Origin of the sequence: Nostoc sp. 'Lobaria pulmonaria (5183) cyanobiont' (assembly GCF_002949795.1) — a bacterium.
GTDB lineage: Bacteria > Cyanobacteriota > Cyanobacteriia > Cyanobacteriales > Nostocaceae > Nostoc.
The window spans coordinates 4,894,711-4,909,721 of sequence record NZ_CP026692.1 but is presented as its reverse complement, the minus strand read 5'-3'; the positions used below and the strand labels follow the sequence as shown (position 1 = coordinate 4,909,721).

Annotated in this window: 9 protein-coding genes and 1 tRNA gene; 7 read left to right on the top strand and 3 right to left on the bottom strand. The window is 41.7% G+C overall.

The genetic code is table 11. The features are described 5' to 3' along the window. Positions 1–3: 3 nt before the first annotated feature. Positions 4–1,626 (bottom strand): iron uptake porin, encoded by a 1,623-nt coding sequence (locus NLP_RS21620; RefSeq protein ID WP_104908166.1) that lies wholly within the window; start codon positions 1,624–1,626, stop codon positions 4–6. A gap of 415 nt (positions 1,627–2,041) precedes the next feature. On the opposite strand from NLP_RS21620, the gene NLP_RS21615 reads away from it, so the two are divergent. The 4 genes from NLP_RS21615 (at position 2,042) to NLP_RS21600 (ending at position 4,878) form a co-directional block, all read left to right on the top strand. After that, complete coding sequence (locus NLP_RS21615; protein WP_442946671.1) at positions 2,042–2,974, top strand: metal ABC transporter substrate-binding protein; 933 nt, start codon at positions 2,042–2,044, stop codon at positions 2,972–2,974. A gap of 99 nt (positions 2,975–3,073) precedes the next feature. Next, positions 3,074–3,850, top strand: a complete 777-nt coding sequence (locus NLP_RS21610; RefSeq protein ID WP_104908164.1) for a metal ABC transporter ATP-binding protein — start codon at positions 3,074–3,076, stop codon at positions 3,848–3,850. 11 nt (positions 3,851–3,861) lie between these two features. Beyond that, entirely contained in the window at positions 3,862–4,731 is an 870-nt protein-coding gene (locus tag NLP_RS21605) for a metal ABC transporter permease (RefSeq protein ID WP_104909970.1), read from the top strand. A 74-nt stretch (positions 4,732–4,805) separates the two neighbouring features. Further along, a tRNA-Phe gene (locus NLP_RS21600) sits at positions 4,806–4,878 on the top strand. Between the two features lie 62 nt (positions 4,879–4,940). Here NLP_RS21600 and NLP_RS21595 read toward each other — a convergent pair. Then, a complete protein-coding gene (locus NLP_RS21595; RefSeq protein WP_104908163.1) occupies positions 4,941–5,372 on the bottom strand; it encodes a hypothetical protein in 432 nt (143 codons plus the stop codon). A 397-nt stretch (positions 5,373–5,769) separates the two neighbouring features. Here NLP_RS21595 and NLP_RS21590 point away from each other — a divergent pair, with 397 nt between their 5' ends. Beyond that, positions 5,770–6,798, top strand: a complete 1,029-nt coding sequence (locus NLP_RS21590; protein WP_104908162.1) for an Npun_R2821/Npun_R2822 family protein — start codon at positions 5,770–5,772, stop codon at positions 6,796–6,798. 65 nt (positions 6,799–6,863) lie between these two features. After that, complete coding sequence (locus NLP_RS21585) at positions 6,864–7,811, top strand: glycosyltransferase family 2 protein (protein WP_104908161.1); 948 nt, start codon at positions 6,864–6,866, stop codon at positions 7,809–7,811. 336 nt (positions 7,812–8,147) lie between these two features. On the opposite strand, the gene NLP_RS21580 is transcribed toward NLP_RS21585, so the two are convergent. Further along, positions 8,148–14,030, bottom strand: a complete 5,883-nt coding sequence (locus tag NLP_RS21580; protein ID WP_104908160.1) for a trifunctional serine/threonine-protein kinase/ATP-binding protein/sensor histidine kinase — start codon at positions 14,028–14,030, stop codon at positions 8,148–8,150. Between the two features lie 251 nt (positions 14,031–14,281). Between NLP_RS21580 and NLP_RS21575 the strand changes: the two genes are divergently transcribed. Continuing rightward, positions 14,282–15,007 carry a pyridoxine 5'-phosphate synthase gene (locus NLP_RS21575; RefSeq protein ID WP_104908159.1) on the top strand — a complete coding sequence of 242 codons (726 nt, stop codon included), beginning with the start codon at positions 14,282–14,284 and terminating at the stop codon, positions 15,005–15,007. The last annotated feature ends 4 nt before the right edge of the window (positions 15,008–15,011 follow it).

The following is a 15,011-nucleotide window of genomic DNA, read 5'->3' as shown; positions in this document are numbered from 1 at the left end:
AAATTAGAAACTGAATGTGGTTCTCAATGCACCAATAACAACATCATCATTAGTGTCGTTGTGATCTGGAGATGTTAACCAGATAACTCCAGGAGTAATGGTGATATTGTCACTCAGCTTATACTGATAGAAAGCCTCAAGATGATAGGATGTATCAGGATCGCTATCCAACCCTGCAATATTAGAACTTGTCACTTTCGGCTCCATACCAGCAATGATACCTGCTAAGTTACCTTTTTTACCGAGGTCAGGGAAGCCAAGAGTGACAGCATAGTTCCAAATATCAACATCTCCACGGGTTCCTCTTAAGCTTTGGCTGTTGGTGTATCCAGCCCAACCACCCAAGACAATGTTATCAGTGATGCCAATTGATGCTTCGACACCGTAAGAATTACTGGAAAATCCTACTTGCTCTTCTGGTAAACCCTGGATAGCTGCTATATCCTGGAAAGTGGCGGCATTACTACCTGTGAGTAGTGGTTGGTTGTAGGAATTGATGTAAGTTAAACCGATAGAAATGCGATCGCTTGGTTTAACCGTTAGCTGCGCCAACGCCCCGTAAGAACCATTAAACAAACCATTATTGGGCGTAGGGTCATTAGCTGTACCACTCAAATACCCTAGACTCAGTGCCAATTTATCACTGAACTCATGCGTTACTGCCAACCCCGCGCCATTTATCTGGCCATAAATTGGGTTGCGTGTACCAAAGGTGGACAAAGCACCAAAGGAGCCATCACCATCAAAGAGATTGACAGTACTGGTAATATCATCTGCTGCCGCTGCGTTGGCAAGAGCAGTAACCTGTGTTTTTTCACCCAGAGGGAATTTGTAATACAAGGCATCTATAAAAGCATTAGTAGTACCATCCTCGCCAGCAAAGAATAAGTTACCCTCTGGTGTACCAATGTTAGGGCTGAGAATATTATCAGCCTGGATTCTGGTGAACAGCGTATCTTTTCCTGTAAAGCTGGTCACCAATTCTATCCGCGCCCGTAACCCTAAAGTTGTATTCTCATCTGTAATTTCCGCACCGTTAACTGTATTTCCTGACAAAACATCGCTGACGACTGCGACAACTTCTCCTTGCAGTTTGGTTGTGGTTGAAAACCGATTCGCCTCCAATTCAGCACTGCGTACTTCTACTGCATCCACACGACCTCGGAGTGTCGCCAGTTCTGCGGAAAAATCTTCTTGCAGCTTTTGTAATGTGGCTAAATCTTGTTTGTTAACTAAATCGCCAGTGGCTGTAGCAATAAGTTCGTTAACGCGATCGAGACAAGCATTCAAACCAGCAGCAAACTCATATCGCGTTAATGCCCGATTACCGCGATAAGTGCTATTTGGGTATCCTGCAATGCAGCCATAGCGCTCAACTAAGGACTGCAATGCTTGGAATGCCCAGTCAGTTGGTTGTACATCCGAAAATTGAGACACAGAGGTAACTTGCGCCATTGTCTGATCTGGCGCTATGTTCTTAGCTTTTGTGTCTGGATTAGCTAAAACTTGTGGTTGATTGATTTCAGACGTGTTGGATATTTCACCTGCAAATGTAGCAGTATTCACAAATAGCATTACACCGCAGATTGCTGGACTAACTAGCAGATATTTACAGAATTTTTGCATTTTTCTCCTCACACCGATCTCCAATTCACACCCAAACCACATTTTTTTTAAACGTGTGTTTCATGAAAATATTTGTCAGTAATCTTATCAGAACTCAGCAACCTTTTTAACAAAAAAAGTTAAGAAATCTTAATTATTCAGGGAAAACTAAATTGCAGAGGGCTGTACCTTCTGAAAAAGTTTTGTTGTTACTCATTACGCAGCAAACCCAGAATGATATTATGTGCTAGAAATGAGAATGAGAATTATTATAGTATAAAATTTAGAATATTTCCCATTGTCAATAGCGATGATGACAGAGGTAAAGCAAACATCCGTTTGGAGGAGAAATATTGTGATTGTGAATTGCAGAGAAATTAGAACAGGTAGGCAAAGAAGCGGCATTTTACCCATAATTGCTCTGCTAATATTGTCGATGGCTACTGGGTGTAGCCAATCGGATCCAAATCAGGGAACAGCTTCCGAACAGTCGCCGCGAGTACAGGAAGCTGCTTCTACCCCACAGGCACAGTCTGGAAAAACTAAAGTAGTAGCGACATTTTTGCCGATATATTTGTTTACTAAGGCAGTAGCTGGGGATGTGGCAGATGTAGAAATTCTAGTGCCACCTGGTACGGAGGTACATGAATACCAAGCGACACCAGCAAATGTAAAAGCGATCGCTACTGCTAAGGTGTTAGTAAAAAATGGTTTAGGTTTGGAGGAATTTCTGGAAGGTACTGTCAAAAATGCCCAAAATCCCAAATTAACTGAAATTGATGCTAGTAAAGGTATTAAACCCTTAAATGAAATTTCACCTGTCGTGAAAACGGCGCCAGATGAAAAAGACCACGAACATAGTCAGGGTAATCCTCACGTTTGGTTAGATCCAGTTTTAGCAAAACAGCAGGTAACAAATATTCGGGATGGATTAATTGCTGCCGACCCTTCTAACAAAGCTACTTACGAAGCAAATACTACAGCTTATATTAAAGAATTAGAAAGTTTAAACAGCGAATTTCAGCAGACTTTGCAGAAAAATCCCAGTTGCACCTTTATTACCTTTCATGATGCATTTCCATATTTAGCCAAACGCTATAACCTCAAGCAAGTTGCTGTGGTGCAAATTCCCGAAGATCAACTTTCACCAACAGATGTCCAAAATGCCGTCAACGCTGTGAAAAAATACAAAGTTAAAGCTTTATTTAGCGAACCAGGAGTAGATAATAAACTGCTGATCAGCCTCTCTAAAGACTTGAAATTAAATTTGCGTACTCTGGATTCTCTAGAAACTGGCGAAACAGATCCACAGCATTATTTCAAGGCAATGAAAGCTAATTTGCAAACTTTGGAAACATCATGTAAATAGATTTGTCATTTGTCATTTGTCAGTTGTCCTTTGTCCTTTGCAAATGACCAATGACCAATGACCAATGACCAATGACCAATGACCAATGACCAATGACCAATGACTAATGACATTCCTATTTTGAAAGTAGAAGGATTAACTGTTTATCAAGGCAGCTATCTAGCTGTTCGAGATGTTTCCTTTGAATTATTGCCAGGAACAGATACAGCCATTGTTGGCCCCAATGGTGCTGGTAAAAGTACCCTGGTAAAAGCGGTTTTAGATTTGATCCCTCGAAGTGCTGGGACGATTGAAATCTTGGGTCGTCCAATTGCCAGATTGGGGCATTTACGCCACACGTTGGGCTATATGCCGCAAAACTTCATTTTTGACCGCAGCTTTCCTATTTCTGTCAGCGAATTAGTAGGACTGGGATGGACTAAGGAAGGGAAAAAAAAGAATTTATTTTTTTCCAAGTTGTGGAGACAAGATCGAGAAAAATCGGCAGCAGTCACAGAAGCTTTACGGCGAACTGATGCTTATCATTTACAGCATCAAGCTATTGGTACTCTTAGTGGCGGTCAACTCAAACGGGTTTTATTGGCTTATTGTTTGGTAATGCCTCGGAAACTCTTAGTACTAGATGAAGCCTTTGCTGGTGTTGATGTGCAGGGTGCAGCAGATTTTTACGCTTTGTTAAATGAATTAAAGCGAGAGGAAGCTTGGACAGTATTACAAGTTTCTCACGATATTGATATGGTCAATCGCCATTGCGATCGCGTGCTTTGCCTGAACCAAAGCATTGTTTGTACTGGTAAGCCAGAAATTGCCCTTTCACCGCAAAACCTGTTAGCAACCTACGGCCCAGGTTTCAGTCGCTACCAGCACCAACATTAATGCTCACAAGTATGAATTCCTTTAATGATTGTCAGATAACTTGGTTAGCGATCGCTAGTAGTAATGACTTGCTAGAGTTGTTACAGCTTCCTTCGATACAGCGTGCGATCGTCGGTGCTGCCTTGATGGGAATACTTGGCGGGATGTTGGGCAGTTTTGTCACCTTGCGCCAGTTGTCATTTTTCAGCCACGCGGTTGGTCATGCAGCATTGGTAGGTGTGGCATTAGGTGTGCTACTACAAATAAATCCTACTTGGATGCTATTACCTTTTACCTTAGTTTTTGGGGTTATTGTCCTCTACTTTATCGACAAAACCGACTTAGCTAGCGATAGCATACTTAGCATCGTGTTATCTGGGGCATTAGCGATCGGTTTAATTCTCACGAGCCTAATTAAAGGATATCGTGGCAACTTGATGGCTGTACTGTTCGGGGATATTCTAGCGATCGACACCACAGATTTGATTTTGACGCTGCTAGTCCTTGTGGGAGGTAGCATATTTTTACTATCAACTCTGCGACAGCAAATTTTATTGACCCTTAACCCCGATGTAGCCCAAGTTCAAGGCGTTCCCGTCCAATTGTACCGCTACGCCTTTGTGGTTTTGCTTTCACTTGCCGTTGCTGTCGCGATTAAAGCTGTTGGTGTTTTATTGGTGAACGCTTTTTTGGTCATTCCCGCCTCCACCGCCAAACTGATGAGTCACCACTTTAGCCGCTTTCTAGTTATGTCGGTGATAGTTGGTTCCATCAGCAGCATTGCTGGCATCATTGTCTCAGGTATTTTCAACCTGGCTTCTGGACCAAGTATTGTTCTTGTTCAGTTTCTACTATTTGTAGTCGTTTTCATCTGGTTTAAGTTGAGTTTGAAAGCTGCATAACTATTTTTCTCCAAAGACTTGCTATATTCTTAAATATTTGCTACATTGATTAATCGTGGCTCACAAAAGCCCCAGCCGGGATAGCTCAGTTGGTAGAGCAGAGGACTGAAAATCCTCGTGTCACCGGTTCAAGTCCGGTTCCTGGCATACAATACAGCGCAAGATCAAGCGGTTTTGACTAAAACTCATAAATTTTCCTTAGGCAAGGTTTAGTCAGAAGATTTTACCGCTTTTTCATGCCCCAAAATCCGCGGAACCTGGGGGCGATCGCTTTTACCAGATATAAAATCAAAAGCCCTTTGGTGGTGATAAAGTTCCGAGTGAACTTTCGCCAAATGCCTCATTTGTTGGGCGGCTAGCGTTATATCAAGCCCAAACACTAAGGTACGGATCGCCCAACAGTGGCGCAAATTGTAGGGAGCAAAAATTGAGTGGCGGTGAAACCAAACTGTTACCACGTGACCAATGGCCCGATTCGACTGATTTAAGTCAACTTTTGGTAAAACCACATTTTGCAGGTCAAATTCCTCAAACCATTCTGGATAGCAAGGCCAAACCTGCCTTCCATCGGTTTTAGAATTGTCGCCAACGCTGATGATGTAGTTTCCATGTGCGATCGCAGCAGGCGCTTCATCGAGCAAAAATTCTCTGGATGAATGAAAAATTCAGGTTTGTATCAGGTATCTACTTCTGAATCGGCAAGATTGGCTTTTCCACTTGTCATATATTTGCTAAAGTACTTAAGTACTCTTAACTCTGCACTCCTTTAAAGTTTTAGGCACTTCTAAGTAGGCGGGCAATGTTAGTATCATCCAAACTAACCAAAATAGCTATATTATTATTTGAGAATAATCGGTCAAAAAATAGCGATCGTATTATTCGCCTTAGACCAATTCTGTATAAAGATGTGTAGAAATAACCCCACCACCTGCGGCACTTCCCGCGAGTTCGGCAAGGTTGGGAGCGGTGGAAATGATGTGCAGCTTCACAGAGAATTGGCTTTACTCAGTAAATCAAAGATAAAAAAAATTTATTACAATGGATAATTTTGGGATTTACACACTTGCTAATGACGTAGTATTTGACCAACTAGTAGCTTTGCTAAATAGCATTGAAGTGAATGTTAGTCCAGATATTCCGATTTGTATTATTCCCTATGATGACCGCTTAAAACGAGTTAAGCAGGAGATACGTTCTCGACCTAATGTCAGCCTGTTTGACGATAAAAGCTCGATCAAAAAATGGGAGGATTTTGCTATTCAAGTTTGGAACGCTTATCCAAGAAATAGCCGAAAAAATAAACCTTCTATAGAATGGAATAAAAAAAATAATTTAATCAGAAAAATGTCTGCTTTTGATGGTGAGTTTGAAAGATTTGTATTTTATGATGCTGATAGTTTGGCAATGAATAAGTTGGACAAGGTTTTAGAAAAACTAGACCAATATGACTTTGTATTTGATGACTGGGAACACACAAAACAAACTTCAGTTGCAGCTTTCGACTTGCCGAAGTTAGAACAAAAAATGTCTTTGCCTGAATCTGAAATCAGACGAGAAATCCACTGTTCTAGTTTTTTTGGTTCAAAAAAGGGTATTTTAGGCATTGAAGAATTAAAAATACTCAAAAAACGATTGATAGAAGATAAGGAAGTTGAATGGATTAACGAAATCGCTTGGTGGTGCGACGCAGATTTATTTAGTTATATGACTTTCAGGATTGCTCGACCACTATTTAACTTTACACTCAGTCCCGATGGTGAAGATAGAACTGGCAACTGTGCTAATGCAAATCCATTTGTGAATATTGATAATGTTCTTTATAACCAACAGGGATTAAAACCAATTCATCGCCTTCACTATATGGGTTATTCTGCTATTGGATTTGCCCGCTTGTGTAAAGGTGAAGATGTTGATATTCGTTACAAAAATGAATTTTTACACTATCGCTTTCTGAAGCAACCAGAGCAAAAACCGAAGCAATTAAAGCCACCCACTATAGCGGCTAGAAGCAATCGATTTATCAAAAAACTTTTGAATAAAATTAATCAAACTATTTCTTACACTTAGCTTTTGCCCAGCCTTGCTCATTATGCGTTTAGTTCGCGAGCAATCTCCACTCTCATTTTGCAAAAATGCCTAAAGTTAGTGTTTCCATTCCCACGTTTAATCGAGTTAATTTACTGCCTTTCGCAATTGACAGTGTACTCAATCAGTCTGAGCAAGACTTTGAGCTAATTATTTGTGATGACGGTTCTGGCGATGGTACGCCTGAGTTGATGTCACAGTACACAGACGACCGGATTAAATATATCCGTCATCAGCAAAATATTGGTAAAAGTAATAATATGCGCTCTGGCTTTGATGCTGCCAGTGGTGAATATTTTATTAAATTTGATGATGACGACCGGCTAACACCCGATTTTCTCGCAAGTACAGCAGCTGTACTTGCTGAAGACTCTAGCATTGATTTTGTTGGTACAGACCATTGGATAATTGATATTAACAATGTCCGGGATGAGGCAAAAACTCAAGAAAATTCTCATCGCTGGGGTAGGAAGAATTTACCAGCAGGTGTTGTAAATAATTTGTTAGAAGTCGTATTTATTCAGCAAAGCTTTCAAGTGGGGGCGACATTATTTCGTCGTAAAACTTTGCAAGAATTAGGATATATGCAGCCAAATCTCCAAAATTGTGAGGATAATGATTTATTTGTACGTCTGGCTTTGGCTGGAAAAAAGGGCTATTACTTACCAGAATTATTGATGGAATATCGCTCTCATGCAGAGCAGCAAGGTATTAATCGAGCTATTCCTTATTTCTTTGATAAAATTCAGTATTTAGAAAATTATAAGTTTGAGTCTGAGAAATTAGAGAAAGTTAGGAAAAATCGTTTAACTGAAACGCAATTATTATTAGGTTTGCGTTTAATTGAAAAGGGTGAAACGCAAAAAGGCAGAGAACTAGTTTTAGCGGGACAGTCTTTTTCAACTGCCAAAGCTTGGACTGGTTTAGGATTATCGCTGTTACCAGTTGGGTTGCGAGGTAAGGCGTTTAATGCATTGCGACAGATGCGGGTTTAGACATTGACATATTGTGCAACTTACTTTTTGGCGTTGCAGAGTAGAAATATGAATTAGTGCGATAATCCCTTAACAATATTGTAACTAATGATAGCTGTGGCGCTAATGCTAATGGACAGAATTACCACAATTGATAATAATAGAAAGTTTTGCGATCGCCATTTCAATGAGTAGTAATTTTTGTTGGTTATGGCATACTGTAGAGGGTTGAGTTTTAACCAGCTTTTGCATAATTTAAGTATTATTGTCACTTTATTCCCAACTAAAATTTAAATAGCGAAAATGAAAAGTGCTGAGTAAAGTAGAAATTACTCAGAACTCAGAACTCAGCACTCATTATTGTTGTTGAGTAGAGATTTGAATGACAAACTCTGTGCCTTTTCCAAGTTCGGAAGTACAAGAGAGCGAACCGCCATGTGCTTCTACCACAATTTGACGAGCGATCGCTAATCCTAATCCAGTGCCTTTTCCGACAGGCTTGGTGGTATATAAATGGTCAAATACTTTTTGTTTAACCTCTGGTGACATTCCCACCCCGTTATCAGCAATCTTAATCAAAACATCCTGACTTGAGTCTGCTACAAGAGTTTGAATGGTGATGCGATTGGGGTTAGCAAGAATCGCTTCCAAACTACGTTCTGTATTGTATTGTTCAAGCGCATCAATGGCATTTGCTAACAAGTTCATAAACACCTGATTAAGTTGTCCCGCAAAGCATTCCACTAGGGGCAGTTTGCCATAATTCTTCACCACCTCAATTGCTGGACGGTTTTCATTAGCTTTTAAACGGTGTCTGAGAATCAGAATAGTACTGTCAATGCCTTCGTGAATATCAAAAGGAACTTTATAATCCTTATCTGCTCTGGAGAAGGTTCGCAAACTGGTACTGATGCTGCGAATACGCTGAACACCCAATTTCATCGAGTCCAGCAGTTTAGGTAAATCTTCGCGTAAATAATTCAGGTCAATGGCATCAATTTCGTCTTGAATATCTGAGCCGGGATTGGGAAACTTTTCCTGATAAAGATTAATTAGTCCAAACAAGTCTTTAACATAATCTTTGGCTGGTTCAATGTTACCGGCAATGAAGCCGACAGGATTGTTGATTTCATGGGCAACACCTGCTACCAAGTTACCAAGGGCAGACATTTTTTCGCCTTGCACTAATTGCAATTGCATCGTTTGGAGTTCTTGTAATGCTTGTTCTAATTGTTGTTTTTGTTGTTGCAGCAAGTGTTGTGCTTGCTGACGTTCGGTGATATCTTCAGAGGTGTTAAGGATACCAAAAATATTTTTTTCTTTATCTTTTAAGGGAATTTTATTTGTATTCGACCACTTTTGTTTTCCATCTACTTGCTGCACAGTTTCGATAATGTTGAGTTCTGGTTCCCCAAACTCCATGATGCGGCGATCGCGCGCTACAAAAAAATCTGATTGCTCCCTAGTCCAGGGAAGGTCGTAGTCTGTTTTACCAATAACATTTTCTGGCACTCCTAGACCCCAAGTTTGAGTAAACTTATGGTTACAGCCTAAATAAACACTATTGCAGTCTTTCCAGAAAACAGACTGGGGAATATTCTCGATAATTAACCGCAAGAATTGTTCCGTCTGTCCCAAGTTTTCTAGAGTATTTTGTGCTTGCTGATAAAGTCTGGCGTTTTCTAGGGAGATTGCAGCTTGAGTACATAATAGATTGAGAATTTCGACGCGATCGCTAGTAAACGCTCCAGTCATCAGATTGTTTTCTAAATACAAAATCCCTAACAGTTTCCCTTGATACAAAATTGGCGTACACAGCAAACTTTTGGGTTGCCGAAGATTAATGTAGGGATCGGCTATCAGCACCGGATGCAATGTTATATCAAGAATAACGCTAGGTTGTAGGCTACGTTTGACGGTGTAAATTAGGCTATGAGGAATGTCTGCACTATCTTCCATGAAAATGGACTGTAACACCGTTGATTGCTGCCCAACTTGAGCAGTCGCCTCAACTACCAATCTACCTTCTTTGAGCAGTAGTAACGCACACTTATCTGCTCCAGCATTTTCAATCACTACTTGCAGCAGCTTCGTAAGTAATTTATCTAGTTCAATTTCACTCGATAGAGTCTGAGAGGCTTTTAAAACTGTTGCCAAATCTAGCATCACTGATGTGTTGCTGCTAGAGGTTACTGATTTATTAATGCTTGGGTGGAAGGTAGTAATGCTGTCAATATTTGCGATCGTTTCATTGGGTGTAAGTAGCGATTGCCTCTGTTGTAAGATCGGAGCTAGCAGTTGTGGATAACGTTGTTCTAAATCATCGACTTTGGCATTAGCACCCCAGCGTGTGTAGCAATAGTAAGCATTAATCAAATACTCTTGAGCAATGCGTTCTTTGCCCCATTCTAAATAAAACTTGGCTGCAAGTTCATTGGCGAGAGCTTCTTCATTGAGGTATTCGTTTTCTTTAGCTTTGGCAATGGCGCGATCGTAATACTCAATAGCCTCTGCTTTCGCCCCCAAGACTCGACATTTTTCTGCGATAACTAAAGCATGGCGGTGAGCCTGATTACTTGGTGCATGAGCCGCCCAGATGCTGAGTTTTTCTTGATGGGCTGTCACCCGCTCGATAATGCTGATTTGGTCTATCTCACTGGCATCTGGATAAACCGCTAATCGAACTAGTGCATCGTAGAAATAGAAGATTGGAACGTGCATGAGTCCTTTTCCTGCACCTAAATATTGTTCCGTTAGGGTGGCGTTTTCTAATGCTTGTTCATAGCGTTGGAATAGGTAGGAGAGGAGCAGTTTGTTGACATAAATCTGATGTAGTGCTGTCACATCATTGGTTTTGAGGTGAAGCTGAATCATTTCATGCTCATTATAATGTTCGCTATGCAACCGATCGGGTTCAGCCGTAGTCTCCAGCAGATTGAGTACAGCTTGATAGTAAATACTTTGCTTGTGGAGATAGGTATCCTGGCGCAATTGCTGCATCACCTGGCGATGAGCTTCCATTGTTTGTCTAAGAGAAGACAGTTCCTGACTGCTGAAATAAGCAGTGAAGCTATAACCAAGAAGACTTAGGGCGACATATTGAATATCTCCAATTTCTAATCCACTAGAATAGGCTTTTAGATATCCTTCCAAAGTATCTTTCGCAGGTTCTTGCCAATGTCTGAGGAAGTTATTAAAGGCAAAAATGGTTTTAGCGGTTAACTCAGGAGCATGGATATGTTCCAACAGGTTCATCCCCAGTTGTCCAAACCGATAGCCCGCGTCAATATCTCCCAACACAACAAGCAATGTCAACCCATACATCACATAGCCATGAGTCGATTCTGGTGCATTCCCATATTGCACGGATAAATCGACGTGAGCAAGGTTAATCAGAGGTAACAAGTCTGGGGCAGCTTGATAGGCAGCAGAAAGAACGGCGGATAGAATCACCATTGCCGCTTTTTTGTCTGGTGCGGTCATTTGGGGTAATTCCAGCAAAGATTCGATTGACCTATCATTGAGTAAGGTTTGGGTGTGCCTCAGTGCCTGTCCGATGTCTGCTGGGGTGGGTTGCTCTGGCAGATGCACTCCCAGATGCTTTAACACTTCCCGTGCTAGTCGCAAGGCTTCTAGCTGCTGATTTTGGGCGATGCAAGCTTGGATTTTAATGTTGTAGATTTTTACCCGATCCAGCCAGGATTGGGCATGATTCAGTACTATCTCAGCTAACTGTTCCATCTGTTCAAAATCGGTGCAGAGGTAAGCTGATTCTGTTGCTCCTTCATACAAGATAAGGGCGAGATTGTATTGGCTATGCCAGCAATTACCTGTTAGCATGGCAATACCTGTGTTGAAATAGTCTAAAGCTGCTGCGTAAGCTGTTGCACCCTTGGCTTTATGCCCAGCCGCCAAGTTTAACTGTACGAGTTCCTGTTGCTCCAGCTGATCACTAATCAAAGCGGCCCCTTGATTGAGGTGGTTGACGATCGCAAAAATTTTCTCATCGCGTTCATTTGCAGTCGTGGCTTGTTGCAGCAAACGCCCAATGTGCAGGTGAGTAACTTGCTTTTGGTTATCAGGAATTAGTGAATAGGCAGCTTGCTGAATGCGATCGTGAATAAATTTGTAGCTGATGGTTATTTGTCCATAGTCATTCTGGCTATTTACCAATGAATGCTGTTGATAGAACTTGTAAACATCACTGGTAGGAATGATAAATCCTTCTTGGAGTGCTTTCCATAATTCATCTGCCGTTGTTGCCTCAGACTGTTCATAGACAATCGCTAATGTAGCTAAATCAAAAGAGTTTCCTACACAAGCCGCTAATTTCAAAACTTCTTGAGTTTCTATTGACAACTTTTCCAGCTGAATTGCCATAAACTCTACTACATCATCGGTAAGGGCGAGCGATCGCACCTGAGCAATATCGCATTCCCAATAACCACCGTCAAAATTAAATGTAATTAGTCGATCTTGATGTAGCGCTTTCAGAAACTGGGTGCTGAAAAAAGGATTTCCTTTGGTTTTGCTCAATACCAACTCTGTTAACGGTGCAGCTAATGCTAGTGTGCAACTCAATGTATCTGCCACCAAATGATTGACAGATATTTGATCGAGGGGAGCTAAGGTAATTGTATTGACTGTAGCGCCGAACTTCTGAATTTCTTCTAAGGTCAGCATCAGGGGGTGTACTGGATTGACTTCGTTATCTCGATAAGCACCAATTAACAGTAGATAGGCAATGTCAACTTCGCTCATCAACAAGTGCATTAACTTTAAAGAAGCAGAATCTGCCCATTGCAGATCGTCAATAAAAATTACCAATGGATGTTCTAGTGCAGCGAAAACTTGAGTGAATTTCAAAAACAGCAAATTGAAGCGATTTTGTGCCGCACTCCCAGAGAGTTCCGGCGCAGGAGACTGTTTACCAATAATTCTTTCGAGTTCTGGAATCACCTCAATCATCACTTGTGCGTTCTCACCCAAAGCAGAGAGAATTTTGGACTTCCAGCGCTCGAATTGGGTGTCAGTTTCACTCAGCAGTTGCCCGATTAAGTCTCGAAAAGCTTGCACAAAGGCAGAGAAAGGGATATTGCGCTGGAATTGGTCAAATTTACCTTTAATGAAATAACCCCGTTGTCGCACAATTGGCTTGTGGACTTCGTTCACCACAGCAGTTTTGCCAATGCCAGAGAAGCCTGCTACCAACATAATTTCAGTGCTTCCCTGGCTGACTCTTTCAAAGGCATTCAGTAAACTCTGAACTTCACTTTGGCGACCGTAGAGCTTTTCTGGGATGATAAAGCGATCGCAAATATCCCGCTCACCTAATTTAAAAGATTTAATCGAGCCTATTTCTTGCAATTGAGACAAACATTTTTCTAAATCAAATTTCAGACCTAATGCACTCTGATAGCGGTCTTCAGCATTTTTCGCCATCAATTTCATTACAATGTCACAAAGAACTTCGGGAATTTCTTCTTCCCTGCTGCCCCCTGCCTCCTGTCCTCTGCCCCCTAATTTTTCTGGTTGCTTGGCAATATGACAGTGAACCAACTCCATCGGATCGCTAGACTCAAAGGGTAGGTGTCCAGCCAGCAATTCATAGAAGGTAACGCCAAGGGAATAGTAATCACTGCGATAGTCAATTCCGCGATTCATCCGCCCGGTTTGTTCTGGGGAAAGGTAGGCGAGAGTACCTTCTAAGATATTGGGACTGTAAATTTCCTGGCTTTCTCTGGGTAAAAGAGAGGCAATACTAAAGTCAATCAACTTGACTTGCTTAGTTTCCGGGTTGATGAGGATGTTGGCAGGCTTAATATCTTTGTGGATAACTCGATGGCGATAGAGTCCGTCAAGAGTATTACTCAGAGCGATCGCAATTTCCAAGAACTCTGTCAAAGTATATTGGTTGCTTCCCATTTTTTTGTTGAGCCAATCTCTGAGGGAAATACCACCAAAATCCTCCATCACCAAAGCATAGCTGTTGCGGTAAGGTTCCAGGCTGTAGGGACGAACAATACCGGGTAGATCAAGATTTTTAGCAATAGTGTACTGATTACGGAATAGCAGCAGTTCATTGAAGGTGGGATACTCTTGCTGGAGCAGTTTGATGACAACCAAAAGTCGATCCGCCTCTCGAATAGCACGGTAAACTAAGGTTCTAGAGCCTACATAAAGTTGTTCGCTAATTTGATAGTTAAAAAACTTGTCCATCGGCTCAACTGCTGTATTCATACTTCATCAACTCTTGTTAAATCAGCCATTTATTTAAAGTAGTTTGCCCAAAAATCAGCTTTTGCTAACTCAGTTTTCTTTTGGGGGACACCGATAGCGGTAGCGAGTCCGCAAGCGTCCGCAGAAGCGTCACAGCCCGTCGTAGACATTGCATTTTATGTGTGTAATCTGTCTTAAGCTTCTTCAGCAAAACTACCGCTATTTCCGGTAAAATCAAGTTCTAAAGAATCTGGATTTGGGAGAAATTTGGGGTGCCTACACTTGGTGTTAACATTGACCACATCGCCACCATCCGGCAAGCGCGGCGGACGGTGGAACCAGATCCGGTAGCGGCGGCGGTACTGGCAGAATTGGCGGGTGCAGATGGAATTACGGTGCATCTGCGCGAAGATCGGCGGCATATCCAAGATCGGGATGTACTGCTGTTACGGCAAACAGTGCGATCGCATCTGAATTTAGAAATGGCTGCTACAGATGAAATGCTAGCGATCGCTCTCAATATCAAACCAGATTACGTGACCTTAGTCCCCGAAAAGCGCGAAGAAGTGACAACAGAAGGCGGACTAAATATTGTCGGGCAAATTGCTAGAATAGGTGAAATAGTCGATAAATTGCAAAGCGCTAGCATTCCAGTTAGTTTATTTATCGATGCCGAACCAGCACAAATTGAAGCATCTGTCAAGATACAGGCGCAGTTTATTGAATTGCACACCGGACAATATGCTGAGGCTAAAGATGAAACAAATCGCCACCGAGAATTAGCCATATTAGCTAAAGGTTGTGAACAAGCGATTCAAGCCGGATTGCGAGTCAACGCTGGTCACGGACTCACCTACTGGAACGTCTATCCGGTGGCTGCGCTTCCAGGTATGGAAGAACTGAACATTGGTCATACCATCATTAGCCGGGCAGCATTAGTAGGTATGGAAAGAGCAGTCCGGGAAATGAAACAAGCTATAAGAGGGGACAGGGGATAGGGGA